The organism is Nocardia sp. NPDC050793 (genome assembly GCF_040654065.1).
In the GTDB taxonomy this organism is placed as follows: domain Bacteria; phylum Actinomycetota; class Actinomycetes; order Mycobacteriales; family Mycobacteriaceae; genus Nocardia.
Genome location: NZ_JBFAHG010000011.1, coordinates 125,443 through 145,517 on the forward strand (window position 1 = coordinate 125,443; position 20,075 = coordinate 145,517).

Annotated in this window: 19 protein-coding genes; 6 read left to right on the plus strand and 13 right to left on the minus strand. The window is 70.1% G+C overall.

What is annotated here, in order from left to right; translation table 11 throughout:
• Nucleotides 1-168 precede the first annotated feature (168 nt).
• On the plus strand, nt 169-1,128 hold the full coding sequence (locus tag AB0H50_RS30025; protein WP_357459158.1) for an AsnC family transcriptional regulator: 960 nt from the start codon (nt 169-171) through the stop codon (nt 1,126-1,128).
• Here the strand turns inward: AB0H50_RS30025 and AB0H50_RS30030 are convergent.
• Both AB0H50_RS30030 and AB0H50_RS30035 read right to left on the minus strand, forming a co-directional pair.
• Nucleotides 1,115-1,990 carry a VOC family protein gene (locus AB0H50_RS30030; protein WP_357459160.1) on the minus strand — a complete coding sequence of 292 codons (876 nt, stop codon included), beginning with the start codon at nt 1,988-1,990 and terminating at the stop codon, nt 1,115-1,117. The two genes, AB0H50_RS30025 and AB0H50_RS30030, sit on opposite strands and share 14 nt — an antisense overlap.
• Before the next feature lie 118 nt (nt 1,991-2,108).
• Nucleotides 2,109-2,384, minus strand: a complete 276-nt coding sequence (locus AB0H50_RS30035) for a hypothetical protein (RefSeq protein WP_357459163.1) — start codon at nt 2,382-2,384, stop codon at nt 2,109-2,111.
• 240 nt (nt 2,385-2,624) lie between these two features.
• Here AB0H50_RS30035 and AB0H50_RS30040 point away from each other — a divergent pair, with 240 nt between their 5' ends.
• The gene (locus tag AB0H50_RS30040) at nt 2,625-3,002 is read left to right on the plus strand and encodes an inorganic diphosphatase (protein WP_357459164.1); all 378 of its coding nucleotides are present in this window, start codon (nt 2,625-2,627) and stop codon (nt 3,000-3,002) included.
• A gap of 120 nt (nt 3,003-3,122) precedes the next feature.
• Here the strand turns inward: AB0H50_RS30040 and AB0H50_RS30045 are convergent, their stop codons facing one another.
• The 5 genes from AB0H50_RS30045 to AB0H50_RS30065 all read right to left on the minus strand — a co-directional run bounded on the left by AB0H50_RS30045 (nt 3,123) and on the right by AB0H50_RS30065 (nt 9,828).
• Nucleotides 3,123-4,784: a hypothetical protein gene (locus AB0H50_RS30045; protein WP_357459166.1), complete on the minus strand. Its 1,662-nt coding sequence runs from the start codon at nt 4,782-4,784 to the stop codon at nt 3,123-3,125.
• A 73-nt stretch (nt 4,785-4,857) separates the two neighbouring features.
• Nucleotides 4,858-6,660, minus strand: coding sequence for a hypothetical protein (locus AB0H50_RS30050; protein WP_357459169.1), 1,803 nt, complete (start codon nt 6,658-6,660; stop codon nt 4,858-4,860).
• On the minus strand, nt 6,657-7,988 hold the full coding sequence (locus AB0H50_RS30055) for an extracellular solute-binding protein (protein WP_357459171.1): 1,332 nt from the start codon (nt 7,986-7,988) through the stop codon (nt 6,657-6,659). The genes AB0H50_RS30050 and AB0H50_RS30055 overlap by 4 nt, the downstream gene beginning before the upstream one ends.
• 155 nt (nt 7,989-8,143) lie before the next feature.
• Nucleotides 8,144-9,397 carry an SPFH domain-containing protein gene (locus AB0H50_RS30060; protein WP_357459174.1) on the minus strand — a complete coding sequence of 418 codons (1,254 nt, stop codon included), beginning with the start codon at nt 9,395-9,397 and terminating at the stop codon, nt 8,144-8,146.
• On the minus strand, nt 9,397-9,828 hold the full coding sequence (locus AB0H50_RS30065) for an NfeD family protein (protein WP_357459176.1): 432 nt from the start codon (nt 9,826-9,828) through the stop codon (nt 9,397-9,399). The genes AB0H50_RS30060 and AB0H50_RS30065 overlap by 1 nt, the downstream gene beginning before the upstream one ends.
• Before the next feature lie 145 nt (nt 9,829-9,973).
• Here AB0H50_RS30065 and AB0H50_RS30070 point away from each other — a divergent pair, with 145 nt between their 5' ends.
• The 4 genes from AB0H50_RS30070 (at nt 9,974) to AB0H50_RS30085 (ending at nt 14,579) form a co-directional block, all read left to right on the plus strand.
• Entirely contained in the window at nt 9,974-10,798 is an 825-nt protein-coding gene (locus tag AB0H50_RS30070; RefSeq protein WP_357459178.1) for a DUF3097 domain-containing protein, read from the plus strand.
• Nucleotides 10,799-10,928: 130 nt separating this feature from the next.
• On the plus strand, nt 10,929-11,744 hold the full coding sequence (locus tag AB0H50_RS30075; protein WP_357459180.1) for a hypothetical protein: 816 nt from the start codon (nt 10,929-10,931) through the stop codon (nt 11,742-11,744).
• A gap of 321 nt (nt 11,745-12,065) precedes the next feature.
• The gene (locus AB0H50_RS30080; RefSeq protein ID WP_357459183.1) at nt 12,066-13,340 is read left to right on the plus strand and encodes a cytochrome P450; all 1,275 of its coding nucleotides are present in this window, start codon (nt 12,066-12,068) and stop codon (nt 13,338-13,340) included.
• A gap of 12 nt (nt 13,341-13,352) precedes the next feature.
• A complete protein-coding gene (locus AB0H50_RS30085; RefSeq protein WP_357459185.1) occupies nt 13,353-14,579 on the plus strand; it encodes a cytochrome P450 in 1,227 nt (408 codons plus the stop codon).
• A gap of 156 nt (nt 14,580-14,735) precedes the next feature.
• Here the strand turns inward: AB0H50_RS30085 and AB0H50_RS30090 are convergent, their stop codons facing one another.
• From AB0H50_RS30090 to AB0H50_RS30115, 6 genes are all read right to left on the minus strand, one after another.
• Nucleotides 14,736-15,161 carry a hypothetical protein gene (locus AB0H50_RS30090; RefSeq protein ID WP_357459186.1) on the minus strand — a complete coding sequence of 142 codons (426 nt, stop codon included), beginning with the start codon at nt 15,159-15,161 and terminating at the stop codon, nt 14,736-14,738.
• Nucleotides 15,162-15,265: 104 nt separating this feature from the next.
• Nucleotides 15,266-16,330, minus strand: coding sequence for a ferrochelatase (locus AB0H50_RS30095; RefSeq protein WP_357459189.1), 1,065 nt, complete (start codon nt 16,328-16,330; stop codon nt 15,266-15,268).
• 21 nt (nt 16,331-16,351) lie between these two features.
• Nucleotides 16,352-17,188: an NADH-dependent enoyl-ACP reductase InhA gene (inhA, locus tag AB0H50_RS30100; RefSeq protein ID WP_357459192.1), complete on the minus strand. Its 837-nt coding sequence runs from the start codon at nt 17,186-17,188 to the stop codon at nt 16,352-16,354.
• 112 nt (nt 17,189-17,300) lie between these two features.
• A complete protein-coding gene (gene fabG1 / locus AB0H50_RS30105) occupies nt 17,301-18,023 on the minus strand; it encodes a 3-oxoacyl-ACP reductase FabG1 (protein ID WP_357459194.1) in 723 nt (240 codons plus the stop codon).
• A 79-nt stretch (nt 18,024-18,102) separates the two neighbouring features.
• Nucleotides 18,103-19,107 (minus strand): VWA domain-containing protein, encoded by a 1,005-nt coding sequence (locus AB0H50_RS30110; protein ID WP_357459197.1) that lies wholly within the window; start codon nt 19,105-19,107, stop codon nt 18,103-18,105.
• Nucleotides 19,104-20,060 (minus strand): DUF58 domain-containing protein, encoded by a 957-nt coding sequence (locus AB0H50_RS30115; RefSeq protein ID WP_357459200.1) that lies wholly within the window; start codon nt 20,058-20,060, stop codon nt 19,104-19,106. The genes AB0H50_RS30110 and AB0H50_RS30115 overlap by 4 nt, the downstream gene beginning before the upstream one ends.
• Between the last annotated feature and the right edge of the window lie 15 nt (nt 20,061-20,075).

Sequence of the window (20,075 nt, forward strand, 5' to 3'; positions counted from 1 at the left end):
CACCCCGCTTCGCTCGTCAGGCTGTTGTGTGGCGCGATACGCGCCACCGTCCATTAGTAACCGGCGTCTCGGGCCGCGTCAATCGAGGAGAATGTGCGGTTCCCCACGCAGGTGTTCGCGTATTCGCCCGGGCCTCAGCGAGTTCCGCGCCGCCGTATCCTCGACACTATGGAATCCGAGACGCTCGACGCGGTCGACCTCGGGCTGCTGCACGCCCTGCAGGTCGACGGGCGAGCGCCATTCAGCAGGATCGCGCGGGTGCTGTCGGTCTCCGACCGCACCGTGGCGCGGCGGTTCGCGCGGCTGGCCGCGACGGGAGCGGTGCGGATCACCGGCGTGACCGACAGCGGACGCACCGGCGGCGCGGAATGGGTGGTGCGCCTCCGCATCCGGCCGCACCGGGCGGACGATCTGGCGCTGGCGCTGGCCGCCCGGCCGGACACCGCGTGGGTGACGGTGCTGTCCAGCGGGGCCGAGATCGTCTGCGTCTTCCGCACCGCGGCCGCCGAATCGGCGCCGCTGGCCGCGCTGGCCAGGCATTCCGACATCCTCGGCGTCGACGCGCAGCGACTGGTCCGCCATCTCACGCGCGGGCGGTGGCGGGGCCGCACCTCCGCGCTCGACGCCGACCAGGTGGCCGCGCTGCGGCCCGCGCAGCCGGTCCCGAGCGGTCCGGTCGTCCTCGGCGATCTGGATCGGCGCATGCTGCCCCGGTTGGCCGCCGACGGGCGCGTCGCCTATCCGAACCTGGCCGGTGCGCTCGGCTGGTCGGAGTCCGCGGTGCGCCGCAGGCTGGACGAGCTGCGACGGGCGCGCGTGCTCGGCTTCGACGTCGAGGTGGACGCCGCGCTGCTCGGTTACTCCTTCCAGTGCGTGCTGTGGCTGACGGTGGCGCCGCGGCATCTCGCCGCCGCCGGCGCGGCGCTGATCGAGGATCCCGAGATCGCGTTCGCCGGCGCGATCACCGGTCCGCACAACATCATCGCCGTTGCGGTCTGCCGCGACGCCGACGCGGTGTTCGACTACGTCGTGGACCGGGTGGGCGCGCTGCCCGGTGTGACGCGTCTCGACACGGCGGCGGTCACCAGGTACGCCAAACGCGCGGCGCCCGCGCTCACCCCGCGGTGAAGAACAGACCCGCTCCGTAGGCGTCGCGGCCGGAGACGAAGAATCCGCCCGGCGCGTCACGCGTGGGGATGCCACCGCGCTCGACCACCCCGCGCGCCTCGGCGACGTCGGCCACGCGGATCGTCATGGCGGCGAGATACGAAGGGGCCGGGGCGGGTTCACCGGGCAGCACCGCGGCGACATCGGCGGTGCGCAGCAGTTCCAGGCGCACGTCCTCGTGTTCGAGAACGGACAGCGGTCCGTCGGCCGCCCATTCGGCCCCGAGCAGCTCGGCGTATCGCCGCGCGATCTCGTCGTATTCGTCGTCGGCGGCCACGATCAGCACCGCGGCGATGCCGCGCGCACCGTTCGGATGGGCGAGATAGCGCGGCTGGTGCACGTATTCGCGCGTGAGGTGTTGCGCGAGACCGACGTAGCCCTCCGGCGTGGTGCGCGGATCCAGGTGCACGGCGCGCGCCCGGACCGTGCGCGGGCCGTCGGCGGTGTCGACATCGCGCTCGAGGTCGAGCATGCCGGAGGTCCGCATGCCCAGGGCCGCGAGCCGGTCGTGCGTGGCCGCCGCGTCGTCGGTGTCGAGGTTGAGAATGCGGAATCCCTCGTACCGATCGGCCATCGCCTTGGTGTGCCACGGGTCCGGTGCGGACTCGTCGACGATGCCGAGCAGTTCGATGTAGGACCCGCCGAAGAGGGCGCACAGATTCGCGGTGCAGCCCGGCTGCGGCGCCTCGCCCGGCAGCGCGCTCAGCAGGTGCCGCGAGCGCGGGCTCAGGGTGAAACCCATCGCGCGGTAGACGTTTTCGAGCCCGTCGAGATCGCGGGTGAGGATGCCGGTGTGGTGTACGGCGGTGATGTGGTTGGTCATGGCTTCAGCCTCCGGGTCGCTTCCGCCGAGCACCCGTCGGCGGCCGCCGCACGCCGGATTCCGGCACGGGCACGGCGGAGCCGGACGGATTCCGACGGGCCGGGATCGTCGGCGGGAGTCAGCGATCCGGATCGAGCGCCGCGCGCAGTTCCTCGGTGCGCGCGGCAGCGCCGTCCAGCAACTCCGCCTCGGTGATCTCCAGCCTGCCGGTGACCAGATCCAGCGCGAGGCGCAGCACCTCGCGCTCGGTCGGCGCGACCACCTGCGACTGCTCGAGCCGCGTCCCGCGTTCCACCCGGACCCGGCATCGCCAGCCCGCGCGGCCGGGGAACGGCGCGGGGCGGCCGATGAACACCGAGACACGGACGCCGTCCCGGTCGAATTCCTTCGTCACGAGTTCGTCCTCGCGCAACTCTCTCGCCCAATGCCCACTCGAGCCATCACAAGCAGGCAATGACTCAGCTACATGCCGGTTCTGCATTCCAACTCCTGGTAAAAGCTCATATCTCTGCAAGGATTCGCGCGAAAGACCGACTGAACATAACCGGCCGAATGGCCTACTGCAACTTTTTAGCAAACTTCATGAGGTGGCAGGTCGGGCGACCCGAGCACGACACCGGCCTAGGGTGGCCGAATGGACATCCCCGCGGATGCCGACTCCGTGTCCCTGCGCCTGGCCCGAACCTTTCTGAACCGACGCGTCGCACTGCGTTTCGATCGCCCGCTGGGCAGCAGGCATCCCCGATGCGGGTTCGTCTACGAGGTGAACTACGGCTACGTCCCCGGCACGCTCGCCCCGGACGGGGCGGAACTCGACGCCTACTACCTCGGCGCCGACGAACCGCTGGAGCACGCCGAGGGCCGCTGCGTCGCCATCGTCCACCGATTCGATGACGACGATGACAAACTCGTGGTCCTCGCCGACGGCGCCACACCGCCCGACGACGCCGCCATCCTCGCGGCGGTCGCCTTCCAGGAGACACCGGGCGCGCACACGATCATCCGCTCCTGAGCACTGGAAATCCCGACCCCGTCGAGCATTTCGGGTCGCTTGGGTGATGGCTGGGCCGACGGCCCGCGCGACGCGTCAGACGGCTCGTGACCGACGAACGCGGAGTTGCCGAGTACTGCGTCACCCGCTCGCAACGCTCTCGTGCAGCGGCAACGGCCACCGATCGATGTCGGAGCGCGGTGTGATCCCGTGCAGCGTGATCGCCTCAGCCCGATAATGATTCGCCGTCAGCGCGGCGGGAAACAGCGCCTGGGCCTCGGCCAGCCAGCCGGTCGCCTCCTCGACCGCGAGAGCGGGTGGGCGCGCCGGATCCGGCCCGAGCACCTCTTCGGCGCACGGTGGGTCGGCGATCACCGCCGCGGCGAGATGCTGAAGGCAACGGGCGATGCCGTGATCGTCGCGCAGCGCCCGGTAAGCGGTCAGCGACAGCCGCCAGCAGCGCAGCGCGCGGGTGCCCTCGCCGCGGGCCCACCAGACATGGCCGAGGATCTCGTGCATGTGGGCACGACCGTCCGGATCGCGTCCCTGCCTGGTCAGCGCCTCGGCCAATTCCAGTCGATCCTGTGCGTCGTCGAGCAGACCCTGACGCAACAGCACCACACCCAGGTTGACCAGGGCGCAGACCTCACCCGGGATGTCCTCGCGCGGCAGCGACCACCAGACCCGATCCAGCCGCCCGCGCGCCTGCTCCAGCTCGGCCGCGGTGCTCGCCGACGGGTCGGCCCCCAGCGTTTCGAGCGCCTTCGCGTGCTCGTGTCGCGCGGTCAGGTCGGCGTAGCGACCGCCGTCGCCGCCGCGGCGCGGCGGTTCGGCGTCCGGATCCGCGCGCAGCCGTACCTGCGCGGCATGCGCGCCGAGCGCGTCCAGCTCGGGCAGCAGGCACAGTTTTCGAGCCAGTTCGGCGTCGTGTCCGCCGGTGCGCGCGTGCCAGACATCCAAGGCGTCGGCTATCCGGATCAGGCCGGGTATCGCGGTCCTCGGCAGCTCGGCCCTCGAGGACGCGCACTCGATCACCAGTCGCCGCAGGAACGGTTCCTCGGCCTCGAACCAACCGCGCCCGGCAGCGGCGAAACGCGGAGTGCCGAGGCCGATCGCCCACCGTTCGGCACGGTCGGCGTGATGCCCTGCGAGCGTGGTGATCGCGGCGCTCCATCGCAGTCCGGCCCTGGCGTCGGCCGGGCTGGGCGTACCGGGCACCGCGACCACCCAGTACTGCTGCACTCCAGCCACCTGCACGAAGCTCTGCGATTCCAGCTCGGCGAGCAGCAGCGGCGCGGTCGTCCGCGGTGGCGAGCCGTCGGACGGGTCGCGCGCAGGCGCGTCCAGGATCGCCGTGAGCACCGCGAGCAACGCGGCCGCGCTGTATTCGCGCACCGGCAACTCACCGAGCACCGCCGCCTCCTCGTGGGTGGCGCCGAACAACGTCGTCAGCGGCGGCGCCGGTGCGCTCGGGTTGGCGCCGATCGGCGTCTGCGCGTCGTCGAAATCGCTGAGCAACTCCAGTTCCCGTGCGGTGTGCGGGCTTTCGCGAAGCCTGCGGCGTTCGGCGTGCTGCCAGCGGCCGACCAGGAAGACCACGGCGAGCAGCGCGACCACCAGCAGTCCCACCGACAGCGCCACGCCGACGCCGCGTTCGAGGAAGAGGCTGGACACGATATTGATGACCAGCCCGAGGAGCACGGCGCCCGCCAACGCGCCGCCGCCGAACCGAACACGCAGCAGCGCCGGTGGGGGCGCGGCGACCCCGGGCGACGGCGGCGGCGCGCGGTATTGGCCGCTCATGCCTTCGCCTCGCTGACGCTCGGCTCCGGCATGCGCGAAGCACGCTGGCACACGAATCGCTCACTGCGTTCGCTCATCGCAGCGCTCCCCCGGTCAGTCCCGGCACGAGGAACCGACGCCAGGTCGCCAGCAACAACAGGACGGGCACGATCGCGAAGACCAGTGATCCGGCGGCCAGCTGCGGCAGATTCTCCTCGTACTGGCGAGCCTCGCCCCACAGCAGCAGCGACCACGGGCTGACCCCGGCGCCGCTGATCATCAGGCTGACGAAGAAGTCGTTCCACACCAGGATGAACTCCAGCACTGCCGCCGTGACCACGGCGCGACCGGCGCCGTCCCACAGCCGTCGCGCCACCGCGCCGGGTCTGGCCAGCCCATGCAGCGCGGCCGAACTCGGATTCTCCTCGGCCGCCCGCATCGCGCCGCGCAGGATCAGCACGCTGACCGGCAGTCCCGCGGCTCCGTGCACCAGCATCAGCGGGTACTGGGTGCCGGACAGCCCGAAGGACTCGCTCACCGCGTCGATCGGGCCGAGATACATCTGGGCGGGCAGCACGGCGAGCACGACCAGGGCGGTGACGACGAGACGAACAGGCCACGTGTCCGACGGCGTCGCGGACAGCCACCGCGCGACCGGCAGCGCGGCCGACACCGCGAGCACGGTCGCGACCGTCGCCACCAGCGCGGTCAGCCCCAGCGTCGAGGGCAGCCCGGCCTGCCAGACGCGGCCGATCGCGGGCGGGCCCAGACCATCCGGCCGCCGCATCGAGACCCACGCCAGCATCAGTAGCGGCGCGACGGAGACGACGGCCATCAGCACCGCGAATCCGGTGGCGAGCCGCCCGGCCCGCCGCGCACCGTACGCTTCGTACGCGCTCGGGTGCGGCGGCAATCGCAGCTCGCGCGCGCCACCCGCCTGCCACAGCGCGTACGCGCAGACACCGACCAGGACGGCCAACGGCACCGAGTAGGTCCCCACTCTTTCGGGGCCCTCCGTGGTGAGCAACCGCCACCAGCGCACGGTCGCGCTGTCACTGTCGTACTGGTAGGCCGAAGGGATGCCGATGAGGATGACGTCGAACACCCTGGCCGCCGCGACCACCGCGGCGATACCGGCGATCAACACCACCGGCTGCACCAGTTGCCTTGTGCGCCAAGCCATGACCGCGAAGCGGAAGCGGCCGGTCGGCGTGTCGAGGTATCCCCAGCGCACCGGGTCCGTCTCGATCGCCCGCAGACCCGCCGAGAACATCCCGGTGAGGAACCCGAACCAGGTCCAGCAGTACGCGAGCACCGGCATCCACCGGTAACCGGACTGGAACGTCGCGACATCGCCCTCGGGCACCGCCGCCTCGAACATCACCCGGAACGCGAGGCCCGAGACGAAGGCGGCGACACCGAACGGCACGACCAGCGGCAGCCACAACCACCGCACGTCGCGACTCCACCACGCGGTGCACAGCGCCGCCGTCATGACCCCGAGGCCGGCCAGCACGAAGAGCAGCGTCCGGCGGTAGACGCCCAGCGTGTCCGCGTCCGCGTTCACGACGAACAACAGCGGCCCCGCCAGCAAGAGGCCGACGGCGGCTACTTCCGCGACGACCCGCGCCTTACCGTGCGCGAACACTCGCGCCGCGATCATCGTCGCTACACCGCCGACGAAGAGCAGCAACGGAAACCACACTGCCGTTCCCGCACTGAGCACCGTCCAACCCGAGGCGAGCAGCAAGAGCGCCGCGAGCGACCACGCGGGCGCCGCGCGGGCCCACTCCCATCCGCGCCACGGATGGCGACCACCGATCAGCGCACCGCGCATGCGCCGGGTGGCGAGCTCGAGATGCAAACCGTTGCTGGAGAATCCGGGCGGCGTCGTCATCGTCGCGCCCGCTGCCGCTCGAGGGCGTTGACGGCGTCGCCGACCGCGGCACCGACGCGGGAGGGATCGCCGTCGACGGCGATCAGGAACTCGGTGAGTATCCGCCACAACCCGTTTCGGCCGCCGAGCGGTCCGATCCGATCGGACAGATCGAACACCGTCTCGTGGTGCTGATCAAATGCCGCCGACTCGCGCAACCGCTGGGCCGACGGACGCAGGAACGGCGAATAGGCGGCGTCGGTGTGCGTGTTCGGCGCGAGGAAGCCGTGAAACCGATTGATCCACGGCAGCGGCGCCGAGGGAGCGGCGAGCGCGGCGAGCACTCGTCCCGCGCGGTCGTCCGCCGACCGGGTGAGCACGAGGACGTCGCCGCCGACGATGCGCGGGCGCGGCCTGCCTGGCCCGACACCGGGGAAGGTCGTCACGCCGACCACCTCGGCGGGATTTCGGCCGGACTCCGCGACAGCCTTGCGCACGACCGGTTCGGCGAAATCGGGCGCGACCACCATCACCGCCCGTTTCCGCTCGAAAACCTCCCGGACGGCGTCGGAGAACTGCAGGGTCAGCGAAGTGCCGACCCCGCCCGCGAACGCCTCGCTGTTCGCCGCCCACGATCCGAGCAGCACGAGGGCGGCACGCACCGCGTCCTTCTCCCACGTCACCGCCTCGCCGCGCTGGGCAAGCGCCGCATAGGTGTCCGGGTTCTGCGCGTAGAGCAGGTTCTCGAACAGATCGGTCAGCACCCACCCGTCCGCCGCGGCGAGCGCGAGCAATCGCTGATCCTTGCCCGCGAGGAACTCGATACGGTCGAGCCAGTGGTCCAGTGTCCACAGCGCCGGGGTGCCGACCTCGGATTCGGCCGCCGACTGACGGTCGAACCAGACCATCGACTTGTCGGACGCTTTGAACGGCACGCCGTACGGGCGTCCGTCGTAGTACAGCAGGTCCGCCCACACGTCCGAATAGCTGGGCGCCTCCGCCTCGTCGAGCCACAGCGACTCCGGGACGTCGCGTAGCACACCGACCTCGGCCAGGTCGCGAACCCAGCCCGCCTGCGGCAACATGACCAATTCCGGCGCCGACCGGCCGCCCGTCAACGCCGTCTCGATCTCGTCGCCGAGCGGGATCACGTCCACCGACTGCGACAACCGCAACGCGTCCAGCACCGTGCGGAACGCGACCAGCTCGGAACCGCTCCACGACACCGCAATTCGCACCGTGCCCGGGGTCCCGAGCACACCCGCACCGCAGCCCGCCAGCGGCGCGACCAACGCCATCTGCACCAGCGCCCTACGGGTCAGCATGTTCCCCCGGATGTCGGTTTGCACGCGAGCACTGCCGATTATCCGCCGGGCCGAGCGATTTCGGCCGAACACGGCGAAACACGCTGTGCCCCCGATTACTTGGGCATCTCGCGAGTCACGACACGCTACTAAAACCGCCCCGCCGCTCGGTGCTCGAGCGGCGGGGCGATGCGAAAGGCCTACTGCCGGTAGGTCTCCGGCGGCTGCCACGGACGACCGTGCGGGTCGTCCTGACGGTAGGCCGGAGCCTGCTCGGGAGCGGGGGCCGACTCGCTCGGCGGCATCACCTGCTGGTGCGGTGAGGGCTCGACAGAACGCTGTGGCGGGGTGGGCGTCAGGCCCTCGACGGGCTGACGTGCGGTGGCTTCCGCGGCCCGCACGGCGCGTTCGATGGTGGGATCCGACGCGGTGTCGAACCAGTCGGCGACGTCGGAATCGTCCTCCACCTTGACCTGTGCGGCGTCCTCGGCCGGTGGCTCGTAACGGAACACACCGTCTTCGCCCTGGGTACCGAAGCTCTTGGCGAAGCCCTCCAGCGCCTTGCCGAAATCGCTCGGCACCAGCCACACCTTGTTCGCGTCGCCGCGGGCGACCATCGGCAGCGTCTGCATGTACTGGTAGGCAAGCAGTTCCGGCGTCGGCTTGCCGGATTTGATTGCGGCGAAGACCTTTTCGATGGCCTTCGCCTGGCCCTGAGCTTGCAGGTAGGCGGCGGCGCGCTCACCCTGGGCGCGCAGGATGCGGCTCTGCCGTTCGCCTTCGGCGCTGAGGATGGCGGACTGTTTGGCGCCCTCGGCGGAGAGGATCTGCGCCTGCTTGGCGCCCTCGGCCGTCTTGATCTGCGACTCCCGGGTGCCTTCCGCGGTGAGGATCATGGCGCGCTTCTCGCGGTCGGCCTTCATCTGCTTTTCCATCGACTCCTGGATCGACGGCGGCGGATCGATGGCCTTGAGCTCCACCCGCGCCACGCGCAGGCCCCAACGGCCGGTCGCCTCGTCGAGCACACCGCGCAGCTGGTTGTTGATCTGGTCGCGGGAGGTCAGCGTCTCCTCCAGCGTCATGCCGCCGACCACGTTGCGCAGCGTGGTGACGGTGAGCTGCTCGACCGCGGCGATGTAGTTGCTGATCTCGTAGACCGCAGACTGCGGGCTGGTGACCTGGAAATACACCACCGAATCGATCTGCAACGTCAGGTTGTCCTGGGTGATGACCGGCTGCGGCGGGAAGGACACCACCCGCTCGCGCAGATCCACCTTGGCGCGGATCCGGTCGGCGAACGGCACCAGGAAGGTCAGCTGACCGGACACCGTCCGCGAGTACCGGCCGAGCCGTTCGATGACCGCCGCCTCGGCCTGCGGCACCAGGGCGATGGATTTGAACACCACCACCACGACCAGCAGGACGAGCACGGCGGCGACGATCAATACAGCCATTACGGCCCCTTCCAGACGACGGCCGTCGCGCCGTCGATCTTCATGACGTACACGGTCACGCCCGGTTCGTACACCTCGTCCGGGTCCATCGGCCGCGCGGTCCACACTTCGCCGCCCAGTTTCACCCGGCCCGAATGGGCGGCCACTTCCTCCAACACCAGGGCCGATTTCCCCGGCAGCGCATCGACATTCGTGGGAATCGGCGGCGGCGTGCCGAACCGGCGGCGCAGCACCGGCCGCACCCCGAGCAGCAGCACCGCGGTGATCACCGCGAAGACCACCGCATCGACCACCAGCGTGGTGTCCGCCGCGGCGCTCACCCCGGCCGTGCCCAGGGCCGCGACACCGATCATCAGCAGCGTGAGGTCCCCGGTGAGCATCTCTGCCGCCGCGAGCAGAATGCCCGCGACCAGCCAAGCTATTGCGGCCACGCACCCACTCTAACGGCGCTCTCGGCGGATGTCCGTCGAAAAACCCAGCCCAGCGCGGCGCGCGGCCCATACCGCGGCCCGCCGCCGACGGAACACACGGCGTCGCGCCCGCGAAATCCGCGCGCCACCGGGTAGTTTCGGGCGGGTGGGTACGCGCGACAGGTACGGCGACATCTTCGCCGGACACGAAAGGTCCAAGAAAAAGCCGACGCCGCGGGTGACCGCGGAACGCGACCTGGTGGTGGAGGACGCGGCCAGCGGATTCTGCGGCGCCGTGGTCGGATTCGACCGCAGCTACGACGGCGAGTTCGTGAAACTGGAGGACGCGCGCGGTGCGGTGCGGCTGTTCGCGATGCGGGAAGCCGCGTTCTTGATCGACGGACGACCGGTCACCCTGGTGCGCCCCACGGCGGCCGCGCCGAAGCAGCCGACCAGGTCAGCGTCCGGTTCCACCCGCGTCGACGGCCTGCGCGCCCGGGTCGCCAAGGCGAGCAGGATCTGGGTGGAGGGCGTGCACGACGCCGCGCTGGTCGAGCGGGTGTGGGGCCACGACCTGCGGGTCGAGGGCGTGGTGGTGGAGCACCTGGAGGGTCTGGACAATCTGGCCGAACGGCTGACCGAGTTCGAGCCAGGGCCCGGCCGCCGGGTCGGCGTGCTGGTCGACCACCTGGTCACCGGCTCCAAGGAAACCCACCTCACCACCGGCCTCGGCCCGCACGTGCTGGTGACCGGGCATCCTTATATCGATGTCTGGCAGGCCGTCCGGCCCGCCGCGCTGCGCATCGAGGCGTGGCCGCAGGTGCCGCGCGGCGAGGATTGGAAGACGGGCGTGTGCCGTCGCCTCGGCTGGGGGACCCCGCAGGACGGGTGGCGCCGGGTCTACGACGCCGTCGAATCCTTCCGCGATCTGGAGGCCCCGCTGATCGGCGCGGTCGAACGCCTGATCGACTTCGTCACCGAATCGGGGTAGCCGGGAGACGCGGCGGGCGCAGGGCGGACTCGACGCCGCCGCGGGCCGCCGGATTCGGGAGTGCGTGCAGCTCACGAGGGTTGGTACACCGATGCCCGCCGGTAGCCCGAAGCGTTTATGCTCGAAGATTATGTGCTCTCCTAGTGCCACGCTGACGGTCTGGGCCGGTTCCTGGCTGGCCGGATGCAGCGCGCCCGACGATGTCTTGGAGGCGCTGCACGCGTGGGCACCGCGGCACACCATCGCCGCGGGTGACCCGATGACCGGCGGCCGCACCGACCTGCCCTGGTCCTCTCGCAGCGCGCTGCCTGGGTCCGGTCTCATGGCGCTGCTCAAGGTGATTCGCGAGGCCATGGCCCAGCCGGGCGCGCAGCTGCGCCTGGTGCTTCCCGTCCCCGGCGACGTGCGCGGACTGCCGCCGGGCACGGTGTTCACCGCCGACGCGATGGAGGCCGAGGAGGGCCTGCTGGCCGGCGTGCCCGGCGCCGAGGGCACCGGGCTGATCCCGCAGTGGACAGACGACACCACCCTCCAGTGGACGCTCTACAGCACTCCCATCCCGCCCGCGCAAGGCCCCGACATGTCGCTCGGCGAGGCCGAATACGCCATGCGGGAAGCCGTCCGCGATGCCGCCGACGCACTGATGCAACTGCACACCACCGCGGTCGGTTCCGCCGAATCCGATCCGCGCGAACTCATCGAGGCCGAGCTAGCCGACTACGCAAGGCACGACTATCCGGACTCGATTCCGCTGCGCGCCAAGCGCATCCTCGACACCGCCGATCACGTCGCCGCGATTCTCACGGTGGCACAACGCGAACCGGCCTCCGCCCCCACCTCCGCCAGCGCCATCGGCGCGCAGGAGACGCTGCTGCGTCCGCTGTGGGACGCGATCCGCGCGGCCAGGCTCGTCGCGGTGCACGCCGCGGCGCGCGGCGCGCGCTAGACGGCCGCCGCGCGAATCAGTCACCCCGACAGCCACTTTCGGCGCCTGCGCGCCGCGCGAACAGGCGTTTCGGCGATCCCCGTGCCGACCGTCGAAAGTTTGTTAACGTATCGAAAGAAAGCTGCTCGCGTTACTGCTAACGTGGGCGAGTTGTCGAGTTCTGGACGCTTGGGTCGGGATGTGCTCGGATCGACGGCGATCGCAGGCCCGGATCGCCTGTCCGGCAAGGACTGTGCGGTGTACCTGGCGAACTACGGTGCAGCCCACCAGAGTTCCGGTCCTCGGCGCGGAGCTCATGTCCCTCGTCTGGAGTACCGTCTTTTGACCTCGTCACAGCCCGCGGTCACCGCGCCGCACCTCACCGCACCCGGAGTCTGCCCCGTCCAGCACGGATCCCCGATCGGCCCCGACGGCCCCAGAATTCCGCTGCACGGACCGGAGTTCGCCGCCGACCCGCACGGCGCCTATGACGACATGCGTCGCCAATACGGTTCGGTGATCCCCACCGAGCTGGCGCCGGGCGTGCCCGCGACGCTGATCGTCGGCTACAACACGGCGCTGCGCATCCTCAACGACCCCGACCACTTCCCCGCGGACCCGCGGAGCTGGCAGAAGGACATCCCGGCCGACTGCCCCGTCAAACCGATGATGGAGTGGTACCCGAACGCGCTGCGCAACGCCGGGGCGGTGCACGCGCGCTACCGGCAGGCCTACGTCGCCAGTATCGACGGAATCGACCTGCACGCGCTGCACGCGACCGTCGAGAAGATCGCCATCCCGCTGATCAACTCCTTCTGCGAGGCAGGCTCGGCCGATCTGGTCACCCAGTACGCCTTCCCGCTCGTCTTCGAGGTCCTCAACCAGATGGTCGGCTGCTCGGCCGAGCTCGGCCAGCGCGTAGCGACCGGCATGGCGATGCTCTTCGACACCGTCGAGGCCGCCCGCGGCATGGAGATGCTCAGCGCGGCGCTGCTGGAACTGATCGCGCTGCGGCGCGCCGAGCCGGGCGACGACGTCACCTCGCGGCTGGCGCACCACCCGGCGAAGCTGGACGACGAGGAAATGCTCTGCCAGCTGATCAGCTTCTACGGCGCGGGGATCGAACCGCAGCAGAACCTGATCACCAACACCCTGCTGCTGATGCTCACCGACGACCGGTTCGGCGGGCACGTCCTCGGCGGCAGCCTCTCGACCCGCGACGCGCTCGACGAGGTGCTGTTCAACGACCCGCCGATGGCGAACTTCTCCATCACCTACCCGCGCCAGCCGATCCTGATCGACAACACCTGGCTGCCCGCGCACCAGCCGGTCCTCATCAGCCTGGCCGCGTGCAACAACGACCCGGCCGTCCGCGGTGGCGACCGCACCGGCAACCGCTCGCATCTGGCGTGGGGCGCGGGCCCGCACGCCTGCCCGGCCCGCTCGGTCGCGTACCTGGTGGTGCAGGACGCGATCGATCAGCTGCTCGACGCACTGCCCGAGCTGGAGCTGGCGGTGCCCGCCGCCGAATTGTCCTGGCGGCCAGGGCCGTTCCACCGCGCCATGGCGGCGCTTCCGGTTGTCTTTCCCCCGTCCCCTCCGTTGCATCTCGGGTAAAGGAGCCCACCGATGGAGTATGAACCGATAGTCCTCGACCTGACCGGCGCCGACATCCAAGGCGAGTCCGCGCGGATTCGCGAGCGCGGACCCGCCGCGCTCGTGGAACTGCCGGGCGGCGTGCCCGCGTGGTCGGTGACCGACGCCGCCGTACTCAAGAGCCTGCTTGCCGATCCCCGGGTGTCCAAGGACGCGCGACAGCACTGGTCGGCGTTCATCAACGGTGAGATCACCGAGGCGTGGCCGCTGCACCCCTGGGTCGCCGTGGACAACATGTTCACCGCCTACGGCGCCGACCACCGCCGCCTGCGCAAGCTCGTCGCCCCCGCGTTCACCCATCGGCGCAGCGCGGCGCTGCGGCCCCGCATCGAGGAGATCACCACGCGGCTGCTCGACGCCCTCGCCGCCACGCCGCCGGGCGAAACCGCCGATCTGCGTGAGGGTTTCGCCTATCCGGTGCCGATCCAGGTCATCACCGAGCTACTGGGGGTGCCCGAGTTCCTCGGCCCAGGGCTGCGCAAGTGCGTGGACGGGTTCTTCGACACCTCGCTCGGCCCCGACGAAGGTGTGGCCAACTACCTGGAGATGTACGGCCTCGTCAGCCAGCTCGTCGCCCACCGCAGGGACAATCCCGGCGACGACGTCACCAGCGTACTGATCGCCACCCGCGACGAGGACGGCTCGCAGCTGAGCGAGAAGGAGCTCGTCGACACCCTGATGCTGGTGATCAACGCCGGGCACGAGACCACCGTCAACCTGCTCGACCAGGCCATCTTCGCGCTGCTCACGCACCCGGGCCAGCGCGCGGACGTGGTCGAGGGCCGGGTGCCGTGGTCGGACGTGGTCGAGGAGTCGCTGCGCCACGAGTCGCCCGTCGCGCACCTGCCGCTGCGCTACGCGGTGGAGGATCTCGAGATCGGCGACATCCGCATTCCGAAGGGCGAGGCGATCCTGGCGTCCTACGCCGCGGCGAGCCGCGACCCGAAGGTGCACGGGGAGACCACGAACGAGTTCGACGTGCTCCGCACCAACAAGGAGCACGTCGCCTTCGGCCACGGCGCCCACCACTGCCTCGGCGCTCCGCTCGCCCGGCTGGAAGCCGAGATCGCCCTGCCCGCGATCTTCCAGCGGTTCCCGGACATGCGGCTGGCCGTCGACCCGTCGGAGCTGCTGCCGGTGGGCAGTTTCGTCTCCAACGGGCATCGCACGCTGCCGGTGTATCTGGAAGCGGCGCAGTAGGTTTCGATCGCGCTCGGGTGGGCTTACGCCCCCCGAGCGCGGACTGGTGCACAATCGGAACCCGCGACCCGCGAATTCTATTGCCGGGCGGTCACATCGGACACCGCTCATCGCGGCGCCACCGCCAGGCGCTGACGCAGTTGCGCAGAGCCCGTGTCAGTAGCGCGGCTGGTACTGCGGCGGATACGGCTGCTGCTGGTACTGCGGCGGATAGGGCTGCTGCGGATACGGCGGCGGATATTGCGGCTGCTGCGGGTACGGCGCTTGCTGATACTGCTGCGCGTAGGGGGCGTGCCCGTAGGGCTGCTGGTGCCCGTAAGGCTGCTGCGGGTACTGCGGCAGCTGTTGTGGTGGCGGCGGGGTTTCGGAGCTCTTCTTGCTGAAGTAGCGGATCACCAGAACCAGCGCGATGATCACCACGATCGCGAGGACGATCCACATGACGTATTCGGAGACTTCGACATCGACGTCGCCGCTACTGCCTCCGCCCCCGCCGCGACGGGCCTCGAGGGAATCCGCCGCCGACATCCACACGGCGTGGTCCGCCATGAGATCGGCATTGGCGAGCAGATCGAGATACATCGAGTGGGCCTCCCCGGCTACGAGATACGGTCGACCCTCCTCCCGAAGGTCGGCCCCGATGCTACATCAGGGGCTGGGCCGCGCCGAAACCGGCGTAGCCCGAATCAGTTCCGCGCCGGCCGCCCGCCGCGAGCCGGTGCGCAGCACCCGACGGCGCACGGCTCCCCGTTGCGGGTGCAGCCGTAACCCGGCACCGTGCCGAGGCGCCGCGGTTCGACACCGCCGATGTGCTCGCCGATCAGTTCCACCACCAGTCGCGCGAATCGCGGATCGGTGCCGGGCGTGGCGGCACGGGCGAAGGCCATCCCGAGTTCGGCGGCCTTGTCCTTGGCTTCGTTGTCCAGATCCCAGATGACCTCGAGGTGGTCCGACACGAAACCGACGGGACAGACCACCACGGCGGGTACGCCCTTACTGGACAGATCCTCCAGGTGATCCACGATGTCGGGCTCCAGCCACGGTACCTGCGGCGGACCAGAGCGCGACTGCCAGACCAGGTCGTAGTCGCCGAATCCGGTTGCGGCCGCACACAACCGGGCCACCTCCGCGACCTGGCGACTGTAGAGCCCGCCGCCCTCGGCGGGCGGTCCCGCGGTGGCGTCGGCGGACACCGGGATGGAGTGGGCGGTGAACACCAGGCGGATCTCGTCGCGGCGCTCGGCCGGGATTTCGGCCACCGCGGCGCAAATCGAGTCGGTGAACGACTCGATCAGCAGCGGGTGGTCGAAGTACTGGCGCAGCTTCACCAGTTCCGGTGCGCCGTCGCCGAAAGCCGTTCGCGCCCTGACGATGTCCTCGTGGTATTGCAGGCAGCCGGAGTAGCCGCCCCACGCCGAGGTGGGAAACACCAGGGCGGTGCGGACACCGTCGGCAGCCATCCGCGCGACGGTGTCTTCCACCATGGGATGCCAGTTGCGGTTGCCGAAATACACCGGCAGTTCCATACCTGCGGCGGCGAATTCGCGCTCCACCGCCGCGATGATGTCGCGGTTGAGCGCGTTGATCGGGGATACCCCGCCGAAGTGCAGGTAGTGCTGCGCGACCTCTTCGAGGCGTTCGCGCGGCACCCCACGGCCCCGGGTGACGTTCTCCAGGAACGGCATCACGTCCTCGGGGCGCTCCGGGCCGCCGAAGGACAGCAGCAGCAGTGCGTCGACGGCCGGTGCCACGGCATCTCCTCCGTTACGAACTCAGTTGGCCGACCAGTTCTCCGGGAACCAGGTGTTGTGACTGGCCCCGCCGTCGACGTAGATGATCGAGCCCGTGGTGCCGGGCAGCCAATCCGAGAGCAGCGCGACGATCGACTTGGCGACCACGGTCGGGTCGTCGACGTCCCAGCCGATCGGCGAGGCGCCGTCCCAGTAGGTGTTGAGCTGGTTCAGCTTCGCGGCGTCGTCGGTGGCGGTGCCCGCGATGGCCTTGGCGGCCAGCGTCTTGATCGGGCCCGCGGCGATCAGGTTGGAACGGATCCGCTTGGCGACGCCGACCTCGCGGGCGACGTAGCGGTTGACCGACTCGAGCGCCGCCTTGGCCACGCCCATCCAGTTGTAGTACGGCATCGCGGTGCGCGGGTCGAAGTCCATGCCGACGATGGATCCGCCCTCGTTCATCACGGGCAGCACCGCGCGGGCCAGCGACGCGTAGCTCCACGCCGAGATCTCGAACGCCTTGGCGGCGTCGGGGCCGGGACCGTCCAGGAACGGGCGGGCCTCCGGGCCCATCAGCGTGCGCGGCGCGAAGGCGATCGAGTGCAGCACGCCGTCGACGCCCTCCGGCGCCAGCTCGCGCACCTTGTCGGCCAGCGCGGCCAGATCCTCTTCGTTGGTGACATCGAGCCCGATGGCGGGCGGGATCTCCTGGGGCAGCCGCTTGGCGATCCGGTCGATCAGCCGCAGCCGCTCCGGAATGCCGGTGATGACGACCTTCGCACCCTGCTCCTGCGCGACCGCGGCCGCGTGGAACGCGATCGACGCGTCGGTGATGATGCCGGTGACCAGGATGGTCTTGCCTTCGAGCAGTCCGCCCATGAGTTCTCGGTTCTCCTGAAGTTGAAAGTCGAGTTGTCGCCCGTCGCGCGCGGGACATCGTCCCGCCGCGCGACGCCGCGGTGTTCGGGGCAGCGTGCCCGGAACGAAAGTACTAGTGGCCCATGCCCATGCCGCCGTCGACGGGGATGACCGCGCCGTTGATGTAGGAGGCGTCGTCGGAAGCGAGGAAGCTGATCGCCGCCGCGACCTCTTCCGGCTGGCCCGCGCGCTGGGCCGGAACGCCGTACTTCAGGACGAGGTCGCGCATCTCCTCGCTGACTTCCTCACGGGTCATGTCGGTCTCGATGAAGCCGGGAGCGACGACATTCGCGGTGATGTTCCGCGAGCCGATCTCCATGGTGATCGACCGCGCCATGCCGACTAGGCCCGCCTTGGAGGCCGCGTAGTTGACCTGGCCCGGACCGCCCTTGAGGCCGACCACCGAGCCGAGGAAGATGATCCGGCCGAACTTGGCCCGCAGCATGGCGCGGTTGGCGCGCTTGGCGCAGCGCCACGCGCCGGTCAGGTTGGCGTCGATGACGCGGGTGAACTGGTCTTCGCTCATCCGCATCAGCAGGGTGTTGTCGACGATGCCCGCGTTGGCCACGAGCACCTCGACGGCACCCTGGTGGGCCTCCACCTCGGCGAACGCCGCGTCCACCGACTCGGCGTCGGTCACATCGCACTTCACGCCGAACAGTCCGTCCGGCGCCCCCGACCCGCGATGAGTGACCGCCACCTTGTGGCCGTCGGCTGCCAGACGCTGCGCGACCGCGAGTCCGATGCCGCGGTTACCACCGGTCACCAAGACCGACCGGGATGTGATGTTCGACATAAGCATCAACCTATCTGTTCGAGTTCGTGCGCCGAGCCCCGGGCACCGCACCCTGTGCGATGCCACAGCGAGCGCGGCGTTACGGCAGGCGTTGACGATAGAGCAAGCCGGTCACGATGCCCGCGGCGACGACCAGCATGCCGAGCAGCAGCCACGGCCTGCTCGCGTCGCCCCGCGTCGTCTCGTAACCGATCTGCTCTTCGAGCGTGTCGTAGACGGCGGTGAGTTCCTCCAGGCTGGAGGCGGTGTAGAACTCGCCGCCGGACAGCTGGGCGATCTCGCGCAACGAGTCGTTGTCGACGGGCACCTTGACCCGCTGCGCGCCCTGCCCGTCCTGATCCGGGATCTCCACCGAACCCCATTCGGTGCCGAAGGAGATCGTCGACACCGGAATGCCCTTGCTCTTGGCCAGGCGGGCGGCGGTGAAAGCGTGCCTCGGGTTGTCGACGTCCTTGTCGTCGGGCACGGTCTGCTTGCCGTCGGACATCAGCACGACGCGCGCGGGCGGCGGGGTCTCCGCTCCGCCGAGCACGGTGGCCAGGGTGTCGATGGACTGGAGCGCGGTCAGAATGCCTTCGCCGGTCGCGGTGCGCTCGGCGAGCTTGATGTTGTCGATGGCGGCCTTGACCGACTCCCGGTTCGTCGTCGGCGACACCATGACCGAGGCGGTGCCCGCGAAGGTGACGAAACCGAGGTTGATGCCCTGGGTCAGGCCGTCGACGAACGCCTTGCCCGCCTCCTGGGCGACCTGGAGCCTGGTCGGCGGCACGTCGGTGGCTTCCATGGACAGCGAAACGTCCATCACCAGAACGACTGTCGCGCGGTTGCGCGGCACCTTCTTGACCGCCGTCGGACCGGCGGCGGCGACGGTCAGGAACATCAGGCCGACCAGCATCAGCGCGATCGGCACGTGCCGCATCGGACTCGGCCGCGCGGGCGCGACCTTCTCCAGCAGCTCCATATTGGTGAAGCGCAGCATCTGGCGGTGCCTGCTGCGCTGCACCAGCACGTAGCCGAGCGCGATCAACACGACGATCGCCAGGAAGCCGAGCCAGATCAGTGCGGTGAAATGCGAAATACTCACTGGCGCGGCACCCGCCCGGTCGGGGCGCCGAAGCTGTGACGCCGGGTGGACACGAACCGGACCACGTCGGCGATCCAGTCCCGATCGGTTCGCAGGGTCAGCACGGGCGCGCCGCAGCTGCGCAGCGCCTGCTCGACCTGCTCGCGGTGCCGCTGGGCGGCGGCCGCGAAATCGTCACGGAGCGTGGGGGTCACGCTGAACTCGCGGGTGCGGCCGGTCTCCGGGTCGTGCAGCACGACATCGCCCACATCGGGCAGTTCCAGATCCCGGGGGTCGAGCACCTCGACCGCGAGCAGATCGTGACGCGCGGAGATGGCGCGCAGCGAACGCTGCCAATCGATCTCGCCGAGGAAGTCGCTGATGATCACCGCGAGACCGCGTTTGCGTTGCGGGCGGCGCAGCGACTCGATGGCGCCGCGCAGGTCGCCGCGCACGCCGTCGCGGGCGTGCGGGGTGGTGGCCACCCCGCGCAGCAGCGACTGGGCGTGAATTCGCCCGCTGCGCGCGGGAATTCGCGCCAGTTGCTCGCCGGTGGCGACCACCGCGCCGATCCGGTTGCCGCCGCCGCTGGTGAGGTGGGTGATCGCCGCGGCGGCCGCGATGGCCAGATCACGTTTCTGGCAGGCCGCCGTGCCGAAGTCGAGGCTGGCCGAGAGGTCGACGACCATCCAGGTCTCCAGCTCGCGATCGGCGATCATCTGCCGCACGTGCGGATGCGTGGTGCGTGCGGTGACCGACCAATCCATCTGGCGCACATCGTCACCCGGCTGATACATCCGGGATTCGCCGGGTTCGGAGCCGGGGCCGGGGATGAGGCCGAGGTGGTCGCCGTGCAGCACGCCGTCCAGGCGCCTGCGCACGGTGAGTTCCAGGGTTCTCAGCGCCGCCGAGAGCCGCGGGTCGGTCAGCTCTCCGGCCCGGAACGACGGCGGTGCGTGCGATGGCGTGGTCACTCGGGAACCCTCGGG